This is a genomic window from Microbacterium sp. H37-C3 (genome assembly GCF_027157935.1).
Taxonomy (GTDB): domain Bacteria; phylum Actinomycetota; class Actinomycetes; order Actinomycetales; family Microbacteriaceae; genus Microbacterium; species Microbacterium plantarum.
Genome location: NZ_JAPVLR010000001.1, coordinates 118926 through 134691 on the forward strand (window position 1 = coordinate 118926; position 15766 = coordinate 134691).

Annotated in this window: 19 protein-coding genes; 9 read left to right on the plus strand and 10 right to left on the minus strand. The window is 69.8% G+C overall.

Annotated features, from left to right (window positions below; all coding sequences use genetic code 11):
* Positions 1–21: 21 nt before the first annotated feature.
* From O1W71_RS00490 to ilvA, 4 genes are all read left to right on the plus strand, one after another.
* Complete coding sequence (locus O1W71_RS00490) at positions 22–501, plus strand: MarR family winged helix-turn-helix transcriptional regulator (protein ID WP_269266102.1); 480 nt, start codon at positions 22–24, stop codon at positions 499–501.
* A gap of 78 nt (positions 502–579) precedes the next feature.
* Complete coding sequence (locus tag O1W71_RS00495) at positions 580–1146, plus strand: LemA family protein (protein WP_112618018.1); 567 nt, start codon at positions 580–582, stop codon at positions 1144–1146.
* Positions 1147–1210: 64 nt separating this feature from the next.
* On the plus strand, positions 1211–2392 hold the full coding sequence (locus O1W71_RS00500; protein WP_269266103.1) for an AI-2E family transporter: 1182 nt from the start codon (positions 1211–1213) through the stop codon (positions 2390–2392).
* The gene (gene ilvA, locus O1W71_RS00505) at positions 2389–3615 is read left to right on the plus strand and encodes a threonine ammonia-lyase (RefSeq protein WP_269266104.1); all 1227 of its coding nucleotides are present in this window, start codon (positions 2389–2391) and stop codon (positions 3613–3615) included. The genes O1W71_RS00500 and ilvA overlap by 4 nt, the downstream gene beginning before the upstream one ends.
* A 25-nt stretch (positions 3616–3640) precedes the next feature.
* Here ilvA and greA read toward each other — a convergent pair whose 3' ends face one another.
* Positions 3641–4132 carry a transcription elongation factor GreA gene (greA, locus tag O1W71_RS00510; protein WP_112618021.1) on the minus strand — a complete coding sequence of 164 codons (492 nt, stop codon included), beginning with the start codon at positions 4130–4132 and terminating at the stop codon, positions 3641–3643.
* 84 nt (positions 4133–4216) lie between these two features.
* Entirely contained in the window at positions 4217–4612 is a 396-nt protein-coding gene (locus tag O1W71_RS00515; RefSeq protein ID WP_269266105.1) for a DUF4307 domain-containing protein, read from the minus strand.
* Positions 4613–4692: 80 nt separating this feature from the next.
* Between O1W71_RS00515 and O1W71_RS00520 the strand changes: the two genes are divergently transcribed.
* Positions 4693–4938, plus strand: coding sequence for a hypothetical protein (locus O1W71_RS00520; protein ID WP_269266106.1), 246 nt, complete (start codon positions 4693–4695; stop codon positions 4936–4938).
* Between the two features lie 34 nt (positions 4939–4972).
* Here O1W71_RS00520 and trhA read toward each other — a convergent pair whose 3' ends face one another.
* Positions 4973–5665, minus strand: coding sequence for a PAQR family membrane homeostasis protein TrhA (gene trhA / locus O1W71_RS00525; protein WP_269266751.1), 693 nt, complete (start codon positions 5663–5665; stop codon positions 4973–4975).
* A gap of 96 nt (positions 5666–5761) precedes the next feature.
* On the opposite strand from trhA, the gene O1W71_RS00530 reads away from it, so the two are divergent.
* Positions 5762–6538 carry an isoprenyl transferase gene (locus O1W71_RS00530; RefSeq protein ID WP_112618024.1) on the plus strand — a complete coding sequence of 259 codons (777 nt, stop codon included), beginning with the start codon at positions 5762–5764 and terminating at the stop codon, positions 6536–6538.
* Between the two features lie 192 nt (positions 6539–6730).
* On the plus strand, positions 6731–8086 hold the full coding sequence (locus O1W71_RS00535) for a PhoH family protein (protein WP_378718814.1): 1356 nt from the start codon (positions 6731–6733) through the stop codon (positions 8084–8086).
* 39 nt (positions 8087–8125) lie between these two features.
* Here O1W71_RS00535 and O1W71_RS00540 read toward each other — a convergent pair whose 3' ends face one another.
* From O1W71_RS00540 to xseA, 7 genes are read right to left on the minus strand one after another with little or no spacing between them, the layout of a single operon-like run.
* Entirely contained in the window at positions 8126–8779 is a 654-nt protein-coding gene (locus O1W71_RS00540; RefSeq protein ID WP_269266107.1) for a response regulator transcription factor, read from the minus strand.
* A complete protein-coding gene (locus O1W71_RS00545) occupies positions 8776–9750 on the minus strand; it encodes a sensor histidine kinase (RefSeq protein WP_269266108.1) in 975 nt (324 codons plus the stop codon). The genes O1W71_RS00540 and O1W71_RS00545 overlap by 4 nt, the downstream gene beginning before the upstream one ends.
* A 10-nt stretch (positions 9751–9760) precedes the next feature.
* A complete protein-coding gene (locus O1W71_RS00550; RefSeq protein WP_269266109.1) occupies positions 9761–11155 on the minus strand; it encodes a class II fumarate hydratase in 1395 nt (464 codons plus the stop codon).
* Positions 11156–11184: 29 nt separating this feature from the next.
* Complete coding sequence (locus O1W71_RS00555) at positions 11185–11862, minus strand: carbonic anhydrase (RefSeq protein WP_269266110.1); 678 nt, start codon at positions 11860–11862, stop codon at positions 11185–11187.
* Positions 11859–12500, minus strand: a complete 642-nt coding sequence (locus O1W71_RS00560) for a DUF4245 family protein (protein ID WP_269266111.1) — start codon at positions 12498–12500, stop codon at positions 11859–11861. The genes O1W71_RS00555 and O1W71_RS00560 overlap by 4 nt, the downstream gene beginning before the upstream one ends.
* On the minus strand, positions 12500–12733 hold the full coding sequence (locus tag O1W71_RS00565) for an exodeoxyribonuclease VII small subunit (RefSeq protein WP_023950420.1): 234 nt from the start codon (positions 12731–12733) through the stop codon (positions 12500–12502). Before O1W71_RS00565 ends, O1W71_RS00560 begins: the two co-directional genes overlap by 1 nt.
* A 10-nt stretch (positions 12734–12743) precedes the next feature.
* Complete coding sequence (gene xseA, locus O1W71_RS00570) at positions 12744–14054, minus strand: exodeoxyribonuclease VII large subunit (protein ID WP_269266112.1); 1311 nt, start codon at positions 14052–14054, stop codon at positions 12744–12746.
* Positions 14055–14112: 58 nt separating this feature from the next.
* On the opposite strand from xseA, the gene O1W71_RS00575 reads away from it, so the two are divergent.
* Both O1W71_RS00575 and O1W71_RS00580 read left to right on the plus strand, forming a co-directional pair.
* A complete protein-coding gene (locus tag O1W71_RS00575) occupies positions 14113–15174 on the plus strand; it encodes a 4-hydroxy-3-methylbut-2-enyl diphosphate reductase (protein WP_269266113.1) in 1062 nt (353 codons plus the stop codon).
* Positions 15171–15752, plus strand: coding sequence for a DUF6264 family protein (locus O1W71_RS00580; protein ID WP_269266114.1), 582 nt, complete (start codon positions 15171–15173; stop codon positions 15750–15752). The genes O1W71_RS00575 and O1W71_RS00580 overlap by 4 nt, the downstream gene beginning before the upstream one ends.
* Positions 15753–15766: the final 14 nt, after the last annotated feature.

The window sequence follows — 15766 nt, forward strand, 5'->3', positions numbered from 1 at the left end:
TTAGCCAGTAGGATCGAGGACATGGACCGCGTGGACCGGATTCTGGAACAGTGGGCGCGTGAGAGGCCCGGCCTCGACGTGAGCCCGATGGCCGTCATCGGGCGGCTCGGGCGGGCGGCGGCCGCCGTCGATGCGCGCCTCACGGCCACGTTCGCGCGTCACGGCATCGACGCGGCGACCTTCGATGTGCTTGCGACGCTGACCCGGCAGGGGAGACCTTATGAGCTGACTCCCGCTGAGCTCGCGGCGGATGCCATGATCACCTCGAGCGCCGTCGCCCAGCGCCTGAACCGCCTCGAGGGGCTCGGCTACGTCAGCCGCCATCCCGACCCCGCGGACGGACGGGGGAAGATCGTGCGCCTGTCCCCGAAGGGACTCCGGGTGGTCGACCGCGTGCTTCCGGACCATCTGGAGACCGAGCGTGCGGTGCTCGCGGAGCTCACGGAGAGCGAACGGTCCCAGCTCGCCTCGCTCCTGTCCCGGCTCGCCCCGGGTGGGTAAGACCTGCGAGTTCCCGCGCGCGGCCGGTTCGGCAGGATACGCCCTGGTTAGACTGGTCGCGGAGAAGGGGGACATGCAATGGAGTGGCTGATCCCGGTCATCGTCATCGTCGCACTGCTTGCCGTGATCGGCATCTACCTGTGGGCGACCTACAACTCGCTCGTGGCGTTGAACGTCCGCGTCGACGAGGCCTGGAGCGACATCACCGTCCAGCTGAAGCGGCGCGCCGATCTCCTCCCGAACCTCATCGACACGGTGCGCGGCTATGCCGCGCACGAGAAGGCGGTCTTCGAGAACGTCACCCGTGCTCGTGCCGAGATCCTGTCGGCGAACGGGCCCGCTGAGGCAGGGGTGGCCGAGGGGCACGTCCAGCAGGCGTTGAAGTCGCTCTTCGCGGTCGCCGAGGCGTACCCGCAGCTTCAGGCGAGCCAGAACTTCCTGCAGCTGCAGCAGGCGATCGTCGACACCGAGGACAAGATCCAGGCGTCGCGTCGCTTCTACAACGGTGGCGTGCGCGAACTGAACACGAAGATCAAGGTGTTCCCCAACAACCTCTTCGCGCGCAGCCTCGGGTTCTCCGAGCGGGAGTTCTTCGAGGTTCAGAACGGCGCGGCGATCGCGGAGCCGCCGCGCGTGCAGTTCTGAGCCCACGCTCTGAGACCGCCCCCGACGGTCGGACGCGCCCGCGGCGCAGTCTTAGACTGGCCGGATGAGCGACGACAAGGTCGGGCGGTCCTTCTTCGACGCCCTCCGCACCCGAACCGTTGCCACCGAGACGTCGACGGGAATTCCCCGGGGTCTGCGTTTGGCCACGGCGTACTCCTGGCGGCTGCTCGTCGTCGCCGCTGCCGCGGGAGTGGCCATCTGGATCATCATCCAGCTCAAGCTGCTCGTCATCCCGCTGCTGATCGCGATCCTGATCGCGGCACTGCTCTGGCCGGGTCTGCTGTGGATGCTGGAGCACCGCGTGCCGCGCTGGGCGGCAATCGTGGTGAGCGTGCTCGCGACCATCGCCGTCATCTCGGGGCTCCTCTGGCTCGCCATCTGGCAGATCAGTCGGCAGTGGCCTTCGGTTCAGGCGAGAACAGTCGAAGCCGTCGGCCAACTTCGGCAGTACCTCATCGACGGTCCGCTCCATCTCACCTCGACCGAGATCGACGGTCTGCTCCAGCAGGGCTGGGGCTTCCTGGAACAGCAGGCGTCTCTCCTGTGGTCGGGGGCACTCGCCATCGGCTCCACCGTGGGGCACGTCGCGACCGGAGCACTGCTCGTGCTCTTCATCCTGCTGTGCATCCTCGCCGACGGCGGGCGCATCTGGCGTTGGGTCGTCCGGCTCTTTCCCCGTCAAGCCCGTCCGGCCGTCGACGGTGCTGGCCGAACGGGGTGGCGAACCGTCGTGACCTACGCGCGCACCCAGCTGCTCGTCGCCACGATCGATGCGACCGGTATCGGCCTGGGCGCCCTCTTCCTCGGTGTGCCGCTCGCGGCCCCGATCGCCGTGCTCGTGTTCCTCGGCGCCTTCATCCCCTTCGTGGGGGCCGTGGTCACGGGCGCCCTCGCCGTCTTCCTCGCGCTCGTCTACAACGGCCCCTGGATCGCGCTGTGGATGCTCGTCATCGTGCTCGGCGTGCAGCAGCTCGAGGGGCACATCCTGCAGCCGCTCCTCATGGGCTCGGCGGTGAAGGTCCACCCGCTCGCCGTCGTCATCGTCGTCGCCGGCGGTGCGATGATTGCCGGGATCCCCGGGGCCCTGTTCGCGGTTCCGCTGGCCGCATTCGTCAACGTCGTCGTGCTCTACGTTTCGCGACGTTCGTGGGAGACCGGGGTCGCCCCGCGGCCCGATGAGATGATCTGGAGCACCGTGCCCCGAGACCGGAGGAAGAACGCATGACCGGACCCACTCCGGCCGACCTCGACGCCGCAGCGGCCGTGCTCGACGGCGTCGTGACCCGAACGCCGATGGAGTACTCCGAGCACCTCTCGGATCTCCTGGGCGTGCCCGTGCACCTGAAGCTCGAGAACCTGCAGCGCACCGGCTCGTTCAAGATCCGCGGTGCGACCTACCGCCTCTCGCGTCTCAGCGAGGAGGAACGCGCCCGCGGGGTCGTCGCGGCGTCGGCGGGCAATCACGCCCAGGGCGTCGCGCTCGCAGCGCAGAAGCTCGGCATCCGGGCGACGATCTTCATGCCGCTCGGCGTCCCCGTCCCCAAGCTCCTCGCCACCCGCGGGTACGGCGCCGATGTCGTGCTCGAGGGCGCGACGGTCGAGACGCCCCTCCGCCTGGCCGCCGAGTTCGCCGAGCGCACCGGTGCCGTGCTGATCCATCCGTTCGACCACCCCGACGTCATCACGGGGCAGGGGACTCTCGGACTCGAGCTCGTCGACCAGGTGCCTGACATCGAGACCCTCCTGATCCCGATCGGGGGAGGCGGTCTCATCGCCGGCGTCGCCGCCGCAGTGAAGGGCCGCGCCGCCGCCGAGGGGCGTCGCGTGCGCGTGATCGGGGTGCAGGCGGAGAACGCGGCTGCGTATCCATCGTCGCTGGCTGCAGGGATGCCGCTCGCGGTCGAGACGACCCCGACGATCGCCGACGGCATCGCGGTCGCCCGCCCCGGCGACGAGACGTTCGCGGTCATCCGCGAGCTCGTCGACGAGGTCGTCACGGTCTCGGACGACGACATCGCCCGTGCGCTTCTGGTGCTGCTCGAGCGCGCGAAGCAGGTCGTCGAGCCCGCCGGTGCGGTGGGTGTCGCGGCCATACTCGCGGGCAAGGTGACGGCGTCGGGCCCGACGGTCGCGGTGCTCTCGGGCGGCAACATCGACCCGCTGCTGCTGCAGCGCGTCGTCGCCCACGGCCTCGCGGCATCCGGTCGGTACATGACGCTGCAGATCCCGCTTCCCGATCGCCCCGGCCAGCTGGCTCGCGTCTCGGAGCTCCTGTCGGTCGCGGGCGCGAACGTCATCGAGGTGCTGCACACCCGCCACGGGCAGGGGCTGCAGATCAGCGAGGTGATCCTCCAGCTGAGCGTCGAGACGCGGGGCGAGGAGCACCGCGCTCAGGTCATCGCGATTCTCGAGGATGCCGGCTTCGCGCCGACGGTCGTCGCCGATTGACGGACGCCGGCGCGAAGCTCGCGGGTCACTGGCCCGAGTAGGTCTCGACCTTGACGATCTCGACGGAGATGTCGCGCCCGTTCGGCGCGGTGTACGAGGTCTTGTCGCCCTCCTTGAGGCCGAGGATGGCCTCGCCGAGCGGTGACGCCTCGCTGTAGACATCGAGCTCCGAGCCGGCCGCGATCTCGCGGCTGCCGAGGAGGAAGACCTCCTCGCCGCCGGCGACGAGCGCGGTGACGACGGTGCCCGAGAGCACGGTGCCGTCGGATTCGGGAGCCTCTCCGACGGTCGCGTCCTTGAGCAGCTGCTGCAGCGTGCGGATGCGCGCTTCCTGCTTGCCCTGCTCATCCTTCGCGGCGTGGTAGCCGCCGTTCTCCTTCAGGTCGCCCTCCTCGCGCGCGGCCTCGATGCGCTTGGCGATCTCCTCGCGGCCGGTCGTCGAGAGGTGTTCGAGCTCCGCGACGAGACGGTCGTAGGCGTCCTGCGTGAGGAAGGTGACGGGAGCGTCGTTCGACATGTGATCTCCTTGGACTGGCGCGGCGCACAGCCGCCTATGGCGAACGCCCCGGCATCCGACCGGGGCGCACAAGAAATGCCTAGACTACGGGATCCAGCAAGAGGTCACCAAACCATTGGTCGCCAGCGCCACGGTCGGGATGGTCTCGGTGAACGCTCGTGAGACACCGTCAGCGGCCGGATACTCGACGACCCGCCACCCGACGACGCCGTGCTCGGTGTCTTGGGCCTCGAGGGCGCACGCGAGCGGCTTGTCTCGCGCGCCGCTGACCTGGAACGAGACGACCACCGAGTGCTCGTCGATCACCTGGAACCCGGTCGCGTCGGTGTCGACGGAGTCGATGGCGCCGGTCACGGTCGTCCAGGCCACGAGCCCGAGAACGCTTGCCCCCACCACCGCAGCGGCACCGATCAGAATCCGCCGGGACCGCCTCTCACGCGTCCGACCGTAGCGCTGGTCGAGCTTGAGCTGCGTGGTCATGACGACGGTCTCCGGGGTGGTTCTGACGGGATTAGGCTGGTAGTTCCAGGCTAAGCGCTTCTCGCGCAGATCGAGGAACCATGAACTCCCTCCTGTGGCTCACGTCGGCGGCGACACCGCTCCCCGAGATCACGGTCGACCCCACGTCGGTCACGCCCGGCCCGTGGGGCTTCGGAGCGATCGTGGTCCTGACGATCGCCGTCGTGCTCCTCCTGCTCGACATGCTGCGACGGGTACGTCGGGGCCGATACCGTGCCGAGGTGCGCGAGCAGCTCGACGAAGAGGATGCCGCAGCTCGCGGCGAACGGGACGCCGATACGCGCTGACCTACGGGGCCGTCGGCCTCGTCCCTCCGCGACCTCAGCCCGCGTGATACGCGGGCTCGAGCGCGATGAGGAGGCACGCCGTCCAGTGGCAGAGGAATGCCAGGACCGTGCAGACGTGGAAGATCTCGTGGAAGCCGAAGTGGCCCGGCCACGGGTTCGGCTTCTTCAGCGCGTAGACCACCGCGCCGCTGCTGTAGAGCAGGCCGCCGATGATCACCAGGATCATCATGGCGGCGTTGGCCTGGAACAGCGGAACGATGTACATCACCGCGGCCCAGCCCAGCGCGAGATAGAGCGCGACATAGAGCCAGCGCGGTGCGTGTATCCAGAACACGCGGAAGAAGATGCCCGCGATCGCTCCGCCCCACACCAGCGACAGCAGCAGCACCGTCTGCTCGGTGGGAAGGGCCAGCACCGCCAGCGGCGTGTACGTTCCGGCGATCAGGAGAAGGATGTTCGCGTGGTCGATCCGCTTGAGGATCGCCTTGGTGCGCGGCTTCCAGTCGAACCGGTGGTAGAGCGCGGAGTTGCCGAACAGCAGCAGCGAGGTGGTCATGAACACGGCGCTCGCCCACTTGGCAGGCGCGCCCTGTGCGAGCACGATCAGAACGATGCCTGCGGCGATCGCGACGGGGAAGGTCGCCGCGTGGATCCAGCCCCGCCACGACGGGCGCAGCTCGACCTGAGCGCTGACGGCAGCGGCGTCCAGTAGGGGAAGCTGGGGCATCTCGACGCCCTCATCGGGTGCGGGTCGGGTCACAACACGAGCGTACGCTCTGGCATATGCCGGCGTTCACATGAGGGCGAGGAGTAACGTAGGGGAGTGGCTGCGAACCGCGGACGAGGACCCCTCTATCGCCTGTATGCGTCCCGGCTGCGCCGGCACCTGACGCCGGAGACCGTTCCGCATCACGTCGCGATGATGATCGACGGCAACCGTCGGTGGGCGCGCCAGGCGGGTTACCCCACGCCCGCCGAGGGCCACCGCGCCGGAGCCGCGAAGATGCACGAGTTCCTGCGCTGGTGCGACGAGCTCGGCATCCGCGTCGTCTCGCTCTATCTGCTCTCGCACGACAACCTCGCCAAGCGCGACTCGCGCGAACTCGCCGACCTGCTCGAGATCATCGCCGAGCTGGCCGAGACGCTCTCGAGCGAGCCGGGGTGGCGCGTGCAGCACGTGGGCCGCGCGGGCCAGCTGCCCGAGGATCTCGCCCGCGTGCTCGCCAAGGCGGAGGACCGCACGCGCGAGAACACCGGTCTGCACGTCAACCTCGCCGTGGGTTACGGCGGGCGGGGCGAGATCGTGGATGCGGTGCGGAGCATCATCACGAGCCACCACGAGCGCGGCGGATCGATGGAGGAGCTCGCGGAGAGTCTGACGCCCGAGCAGATCGGCGAGCACCTCTACACCGGTGGCCAGGCCGACCCCGATCTCGTCATCCGCACCTCCGGCGAGCAGCGCCTCAGCGACTTCCTGCTCTGGCAGTCGGCGCACAGCGAGTTCTACTTCGTCGAGGCGCTCGGACCCGACCTGCGTGAAGTGGACTTCCTGCGCGCGATTCGCGACTTCGCGACGCGCGACCGCCGCTTCGGCGGCTGACGCGCGGAGGCCGGCACGCAGAGTTCACGTTCGCGAAACCTTCAGGGGCGTGTCGCGCTGGCGGGCTGCCGGTCGCCCGCCGTACTGTCATCGCAACGGGCACGGCGCCCGTTCGAGTCGGCCTTCTCACGACTCGTGACCCCTGGTCGACTCGTGTGAATCGGGTGAGACACCCGAGGCGGGGAGTGGGTTGTGGCCGCACGAGCAACAGAGCAGCAGCGTCGCGTCATCCACGGCGGAGGTGACGAGCTCGACCAGGAGCTGCGCACCTACGTGCTGGACACGTCGGTCCTGCTGAGTGATCCGCGAGCATTGTTCCGCTTCGCCGAGCATTCGGTCGTCGTCCCCGTCGTGGTCGTCACCGAGCTCGAGGGCAAGCGGCACGATCCCGAGATCGGCTATTTCGCCCGCCAGGCGCTGCGCCACCTCGACGACCTGCGAGTCGAGCACGGCCGGCTCGACTTCCCCGTTCCCGTCGGCGAGGGCGGCACCCTGCGGGTCGAGCTGACGAACACCGACCCCTCGGTGCTCCCTGCCGGGATGCGGCTGGGTGACAACGACACGCGCATCCTCGCCGTCGCGATGCACCTCGCTCAGGAGGGGCAGCCGGTCACGGTCGTCTCGAAAGACCTGCCGATGCGGGTCAAGGCGGCTTCGCTGGGCATCAGCGCGGAGGAGTACCTCGCCGAGCAGGCCGTGGACTCCGGATGGACCGGCATCGCGAACATCGACCTCTCCGGCGACGAGATGAGCGATCTCTACGAGAGCGAGGTCGCCACGAGTGACGAGGTGCGCGGCGTCCCGGTCAACACCGGGCTGGTCATCCACTCCGAGCGGGGGTCTGCCCTCGGGCGCGTGACGGGGCCGGGCTCGTTCCGCCTCGTGCGCGGCGATCGTGACGTGTTCGGACTGCACGGACGCTCGGCGGAGCAGCGGATCGCGATCGACCTCCTGCTCGACCCGGATGTCGGCATCGTCTCGCTCGGCGGTCGCGCGGGCACGGGAAAGTCTGCGCTCGCGCTGTGCGCTGCCCTCGAGTCGGTGCTCGAACGGCAGCAGCAGCGCAAGATCATCGTGTTCCGCCCGCTCTTCGCCGTCGGCGGTCAGGAGCTCGGGTACCTTCCCGGCGACGCCCAGGAGAAGATGAACCCCTGGGGTCAGGCCATCTTCGACACTCTGGGCTCGGTCGTCTCGGGCAACGTGGTCGAGGAGATCATCGCGCGCGGGCTGCTCGAGGTGCTGCCGCTGACGCACATCCGCGGTCGCTCGTTGCACGATGCCTTCGTCATCGTCGACGAGGCCCAGTCGCTCGAGCGCAACGTGCTGCTGACGGTCCTCAGCCGCATCGGTCAGAACTCCCGCGTCGTCCTCACCCACGACGTCGGCCAGCGCGACAACCTGCGGGTCGGCCGGCACGACGGCATCGCCTCCGTGATCGAGACGCTCAAGGGCCACGACCTATTCGGCCACGTGACGCTCACGCGCTCGGAGCGGTCGGCGATCGCGGCGCTCGTGACGGATCTGCTCGAGGCGGGCGAACTCAGCTGATCCCGGATGAGGTCGGCCTCGGAAATACCGGGGCCGACCTCAATCCCAGCGGTACCCTTCGCCGCGTACCGTGACGATGCGCGAGGCGCCGACCTTGCCCCGCAGGTAGCGCACGTAAACGTCGACGACGTTCGACCCCGGGTCGAAGTCGAGCTCCCAGACGCGGCTCAGCAGTGTCTCGCGGCTGAGCACCTCGCCGGCATGGCGGAGGAACTGCTCAGCGAGCGCGAACTCCCGTGCGGAGAGGTCGATGTCGCGACCGTCGACGGTCGCGCGTCGGGTCAGCATGTCGAGGCTGACGCCGTCGCGGGTGATCACGGTCGTCGGGCCCGCGCTCTCGCGCAGCCGCGAGCGTACCCGGGCGAGGAGTTCGGCCACGACGAACGGCTTGGACACGTAGTCGCTCGCCCCCGCATCCAACCCTTCGACGGTGTCGTTCGTTCCGCTCCGAGCGGTGAGCATGATGACGGGCACGGCCGATCCGGACGCGCGGAGGCGGCGCAGCACCTCGAACCCGTCGATTCCCGGAAGCCCGACGTCGAGGATGACGAGGTCGATCTCCTCGCCCTCGAGCAGGTCGAGCGCCGTCTCACCGTCCTCGGCGACGAGCGGCTCCATGTCGGCGGTACGTACCGCACGCTCCAGGAGGCCGATGATGTGGGGCTCGTCGTCGACGAGCAGGATGCGGGTCATCCGATCTCCTTGCGCTGGAGGACGACCTCGTCGGCCCGCACCGGCGCGGGGAGGCGCCGGGCCGAGCTGAGCGGGATCGTGATGGTGAAGGTAGCGCCGCCGCCCGCGGTCTCCGTGACCGTGCAGGAACCGCCGTGGCCCTTCGCGATCGCATCGACGATGGCGAGGCCGAGACCCGAGCCGCCGACCGACCGCCGGCGACCGCCGCGATCGAATCTGCGGAAGATGCGATGCCGCGCCGCGGGCGGGATGCCGGGGCCGTGGTCGCGCACCCAGAGGTGGAAGGCGCTCGCGTAGATGCCGCTGCCGAGCTCGATCGCGGTTCCCACCGGGGTGTGCTTGGCGGCGTTGTCGGCCAGCTGCAGCCATGCCTGGAGCAGGCGGTCGGCGTCGCCGTGGATGATCCCGCGCTGCGTCGATTCGACGGCCCAATCGTGCCCGGGGATGACGGTGACGAGGTCGACCACGCGCTGGGTCAGGCTCTCGATGTCGACCTCGTCGAGGGCGAACCGCTCGCCCTCGACCGAGGCCAAGAGATCGATGTCACCGATGAGGCGGGTCATGCGGTCGAGTTCGCCGATCGAGATCTCGCGGACGGCGTCGACATCCGCCGGGTCATCGGCATCGACGAGTTCGAGGTGCCCCCTCACGATGGCGATCGGTGTCTTGAGCTCGTGACGCACGTCGTCGAGCAGACGTCGTTGGGCCTCGACCGCCGCGTCGAAGGCGTCCTGAGCCGCCGCCTCGCGCGGCGGGGTGGCCAGGAGCGGCCAGCCGACGAGCCATACCGTCACGAGAGTGCCGGCGCCGGCCACGGCGAAGACCAGAACAGCCGCCCAGGGGAGCTCGACTCCGAGCAGCAGGAACACCAGCAGCGAGCCGATCGCGGCGACGACGAAGCCGGCGCACACGATCGCGAGGACGATCCCCAGGATGCGTGCGCGCCGGGCTTCCGACCGCGACGGGTTCACCCTCCGATTATCAACCAGGGTGCGTCATCGAGAGCAGGTCGAGCTTCTCGTCGAGCTGCGCCTCGGTCAGCTCGCCCCGCTCGACGTATCCCAGGTCGATCACGGCCTCGCGGACCGTGATGCCCTTGGCGACGGAGTGCTTGGCGATCTTCGCCGCGGCCTCGTACCCGATGAGCTTGTTCAGCGGGGTGACGATCGACGGCGACATGCCTGCGAACGCGGCGGCGCGTTCGACGTTGGCCTGCAGACCGGCCACCGTCTTGTCGGCGAGCACGCGCACGGCGTTCGAGAGCAGGCGGATCGACTCGAGCAGCGCCGTGCCCATCACCGGGATGGCGACGTTCAGCTCGAACGAGCCGGATGCCCCGGCCCACGCCACCGTCGCGTCGTTGCCGATGACCCGGGCCGACACCATCAGCACGGCTTCGGGAACGACCGGGTTGACCTTGCCGGGCATGATGGACGAGCCGGGCTGGAGGTCGGGGATGTGGAGCTCACCGAGACCGGTGTTCGGGCCCGAGCCCATCCAGCGGATGTCGTTGTTGATCTTCGTCAGCGATACCGCGATCGTGCGCAGGGCGCCGGATGCCTCGACGAGGCCGTCTCGGTTGGCCTGCGCCTCGAAGTGGTCCTTCGCCTCGGTGATCGGAAGCTCGGTCTCGGCCGCGAGCAGCTCGATGACCTTCTGCGGGAACCCGAGGGGCGTGTTGATGCCCGTCCCGACGGCGGTGCCGCCGAGGGGGACCTCGCCGACGCGGGGCAGCACGGCCTGGACGCGCTCGATGCCGAGGCGCATCTGGCGTGCGTAGCCGCCGAACTCCTGACCGAGGGTCACGGGCGTGGCATCCATGAGGTGCGTACGACCGGACTTCACGACGTCCTTCCACTCCTCGGCCTTCGTCTCGAGAGCGACCGCCAGGTGGTCGAGGGAGGGGATGAGGTCGTCGATGAGCGCCTGGGTCACGGCGATGTGCACCGACGTCGGGAAGACGTCGTTCGACGACTGCGACGCGTTGACGTGGTCGTTCGGGTGCACCGTGCTGCCGAGCGCGCGGGTCGCGAGGGTGGCCAGCACCTCGTTCATGTTCATGTTCGACGACGTGCCGGAACCGGTCTGGTACGTGTCGACGGGGAAGTGCGCGTCGTAGCGCCCGGTGACGACCTCATCGGCTGCTCCGGCGATCGCATCGGCGATGGCGGGGTCGAGCGTGCCGAGCTCCTTGTTGGCGAGCGCGGCGGCCTTCTTGATCCGCGCGAGTGCGGCGATCTGGCTCGACTCGAGCCCCGAGCCCGAGATCGGGAAGTTCTCGACCGCGCGCTGGGTCTGCGCGGCGTAGAGGGCGTCCTTCGGGACGCGGACCTCTCCCATGGTGTCGTGCTCGATGCGGTACTCGATGTCGGTCACGTCGTTGTTCCTCTCTCGGTGGGATGTCGTCAGGATGCGGCGTCGTCGTGGACGTCGCCGAGGATGATGGAAGCCTCAGCGGCGCCTTCGCCGAGGCGGTAGTTCGCTCCGATGATGGCCAGTCGGCCCTCGGCGACGGCGGTGCTGATGAGCTCGGACGCGTGGAGCAGCTGACCGACCGTGTCGCGCAGGTGCTCCCGGCCCACGACCTCGGCGTCCACGTTCTCGGCGGTGACGCCGGCGTCGGCTCCTGCCCGCAGGACGCGGCGCACGGCGGGCACGATGGGGGAGATCTGACGCCAGATGAGCGGCGGCAGCGGGGGAGCGTCGATGCCCGTGCTGTCGATCGCGGCACGCACGGCGCCGCAGGCGTCGTGCGCGAGGACGACGATCAGCGGCACGTTCAACACGGCGACGGCGTACTCGAGGCTGCCGACGACCGAGTCGGAGATGACCTGACCGGCGTTGCGGATCACGAAGAGGTCGCCGAGGCCCTCGTCGAAGATGATCTCGGCCGCGAGGCGCGAGTCGGAGCAGCCGAAGAGCGCGGCGCGCGGAGTCTGCGAGCCGGCGATCTCGTGGCGGCGCTCGACGTCCTGCCGGGGGTGGCGCGGAGTGCCTTCGACGAATCGGATGTTTCCCGCGCGCATCTCGTCCCAGGCTTCCTGGGGCGTGGGGGATGCCGGAGCGGCCGCGGTCGACGTCATGGTGTCTCCTCCTGCAGTTCGACGATCTGGGTCGCGAGGCCGCGCGCAGCGGTGCGCACGGTCTCGGCGTCGATGGCCCCGCCGCCGTAGACGAGGATGGTGTCGGTTCCCGCCTGGGTCGTCAGGGCATACGAGATGTTCCCGGCGCGCGCAGGGTCGGGGATCTCGAAGACCTCCCACGACACGCCGTCGATGGTCTCGGTCGACGTCGTGCGCGAGCCGCTGATCTGCCGCGACGCCCAGCCGGCGTCGGCGTCGAACGCCTGCTGCACGTTGACGTATCCGCTGGCGGGCGCGTAGACGATCTCCCAGGTCTGGACGTCGTCACCGGCGAGCTCCGCCTTGTTCACGCGCCACGCTTCGGGCACCTCGGGAGCCACGAGCTGGCGACCGATGCCCGAGCCGACGTCCGTCGCGACCGCGGCGACGTCGATGCCGGGCTGTTCGGGGACCGAGCCGCGCGGCACGGCGAACACGATGACCGCGACGACGGCCACCGTGACGATGAGGGCGGCGAGCAGGTTCCGCACGTTCTGGCTCGAGCGGTAGACCTGCGACGACGCCGCCTTGCGGGCGGCGGTCTCGTCGGGCGTCTCGGGGCGGCCGAGCTCCGCGACGACGCGGGGCCCCTTGGCCATCACGCGTCGTCCGCGCGCGTGGCGCGCGCTTCGTCGAGCCGGCGCTTGGCGCCGAGCAGCCATTCCTCGCATCGTGCGGCGAGCTGCTCGCCGCGCGTCCACAGGGCGAGCGACTGCTCGAGAGTCGGCGCACCTTGTTCGAGCTCGGCCACGACGCGCACGAGCTCGTCGCGCGCCTGTTCGAAGCTGAGGGTCTCGACGTCGGCGGAGAGCCCTTCGGCCGGCGGAGTCATGTCAGCCATTCTAGGACGGGTCCGCCGGTGCGCCCGCCGCCTCAGCGGGCGCGGCCCCGTCGTCGACGACGCCTTCGGAGCGCGCCGCGAACGCGCCGCGGCCGACGGTGACGGTGACGTGCGAGCCCGCCGGGGCCTGCGCGGCGTCTCGGATGATGACTCCCGCATCGAGATGAGCGATGGCGTAGCCACGGTCGAGTGTGGCGCCCGGCGACAGCGCCCGGAGAGTAGCGCGGAGCCGGGAGATGTCGTGGCCCGCGGCATCCATTCGGCGCGTCACGACGTCTCGACCGCGCGCCGTGAGGACGTGCAGCTCGTGCGCGCGGGTCGTCATGAGCGACTCCGGATTGCGCAGCACCGGCCGCGATCGCAGTTGCTCGAGCTGCGCGAGATCGTGCGAGACGCGCTGCGTGAGGCGCGTACGGGCGCGGCTGCGCAGCTGCTCGACGAGCGCGCGCTGCTCCACGACGTCGGGCACGACCCGCTTGGCGGCATCCGTCGGCGTCGACGCGCGGAGGTCGGCGACGTCGTCGAGGAGCGGATGGTCGTTCTCGTGGCCGATCGCCGACACCACCGGCGTCGTCGCCGCGGCCACGGCCCGCAGCAGCCTCTCGTCGCTGAAACCGAGGAGCGTCTGCGGGTCGCCGCCGCCGCGCGCGATGACGATCACATCGACCTCCGGGTCGGCGTCGAGGGCGCGCAGAGCCGCGATCGTCTCGGGAACGCACCGATCGCCCTGCACCGCCGCGTGCACCGTGCGGAAGGCGACGTGCGGCCAGCGCAGCTCGGCGTTGCGGTGCACGTCGCGTTCCGCGTCGCTGCGCTCACCCGTGATCAGGCCGATCATGTGGGGGAGGAACGGCAGGCTCCGCTTGCGGGACGGATCGAACAGACCTTCCGCCCGCAGCTTCGCGCGTAGACGCTCGAGCTGGACGAGCTGATCGCCGAGACCTGTCGGTCGCATGGCCGACACCGTGAAGGAGAAGTCGCCAGACTTCACGAAGTAGTCGCTCTTGACGCACGCGACGACGCGGTCGCCGACCTGCGGGCTCGAGCCGAGGCGCTGCAGGGTGCTCGACCAGAGGCGGAACGAGAGCGCGGCATCCGCTTCGGCGTCCTTCAGGCGGCCGAAGACATGACCGCCGCGGAGGTTCCAGGAGGTGATCTCGCCCTCGACCCACACGGCGTTCCACCGCTGCACGAAGTCGCGGATGGTCTCGTTGAGCCGCGAGATCGAGGTCGGCGTCTGCGGTGAGGAGTCGCGAGGATGAACGGCATCCGGCGGCGGCGTCTGATCGGGCGCGGTCTCGAACGACGGCATGGGGCTCCTCACGGCCGGTTCCGAGCGGCTGGCAGGATGCGCCTCGTAGAATCGAGGAGTGAGCACTCCCGCCGTCCGGCTGCCCGTTCCCCGCGTGCCGGGGCGTCACGGCCGTCTCCAGGATATCCCTGTGGGCGCCGCCAAGCGGGTGCTCCTGGCAGCTCCGCGAGGATACTGCGCCGGAGTCGACCGCGCCGTCGTCGCGGTCGAGAAGGCGCTGGAACGCTTCGGCGCGCCCGTCTACGTGCGCAAGCAGATCGTGCACAACATCCACGTCGTGCGCGAGCTCGAGGAGCGCGGCGCCGTCTTCGTCGACGAGGTCGACGCGGTGCCCGAGGGCGCGCACGTCGTCTTCAGCGCGCACGGGGTGTCTCCCGCGGTGGTCTCGGCGGCGTCCGATCGGGGGCTGCAGGCGATCGACGCGACCTGCCCGCTCGTGACCAAGGTGCACCGTGAGGCCGTGAGGTTCGCGCGCGACGACCGCGAGATCCTGCTCATCGGCCACGAGGGGCACGAGGAGGTCGAGGGGACCGCCGGCGAGGCGCCCGAGCACATCACGATCGTGACGTCGCCCGAACACGCAGACACCGTCGAGGTGCGCGACCCGTCGCGGGTCGTCTGGCTCTCGCAGACCACGCTCTCCGTCGACGAGACGATGGAGACCGTTCGGCGGCTGCGCGTGCGGTTCCCCGAACTGCAGGATCCGCCCTCGGACGACATCTGCTACGCGACCCAGAACCGCCAGGTCGCCATCAAGAAGATCGCCGCCGAAACCGACCTGGTGATCGTCGTGGGGTCGGCGAACTCGTCCAACAGTGTGAGGCTCGTCGAGGTCGCGCTCGAGTACGGCGCTCGCGCCGCGTACCGCGTCGACTATGCCGATGAGATCCGGCAGGAGTGGCTCGACGGCGTCCGGACGGTCGGGATCACGAGCGGCGCTTCGGTACCCGAGGTGCTCGTGCAGCAGGTGCTCGCCAGTCTCGCGGATGCCGGTTACGCCGACGTCGACGAGATCCGAACGGCCGAGGAAGACCTCATGTTCTCCCTGCCGAAGGAGCTGCGGACGGATGCCGCCGGGAAGCAGGACGCCCGCGCACGAGGCGGACGGGGGCGGTCATGAGCGAGCAGGAACGTCCGCGCCCGCAGTACGGCGAGTACGCCACCCCCGAGGAGCAACGCGCCCGCATCGCGGCCCTGGGCGGGGAAGCACCGCACCCCGATGTGGTCGAGACGGCGCACGTGCCGGCCGCCTCAGCGGCGCCCCGTCCCCACGAGTCCGCACGACAGCAGCTTCCCTCGCCGCGCCCGACCACGTCGGCTGCGCGCCCCACGCGGCTCGCCGACCGGATCATCACGGTCGCGCTGCTCGCGTACGGCCTGGTGACGGTGCTCGGAGCCATCCCGCAGCTGGTCGACTTCACGGGCTTCGCGCAGACGTGGATGGACATGGCTGGTATCGACGGGACGCTCGCGGACCCGGCGGGCGGACGGGCGTGGGGCATCGCCGCCGCCGTCGTCTACGGTGCGGGGTGGCTGCTGACCGCGGTGCTGTCGTGGTGGTCGCTGTCGCTGCGGCGGCTGTCGTGGTGGATCCCGCTCGTCGGCGCGATCGTGACAGTCATCATCGTGAGCCTGCTGCTGGCGGTGCCGCTGCTGTCCGACCCGGCTGTGCTCGACGGGTTCTCGGCCGGACGCTGACGCGCACCCCAGAA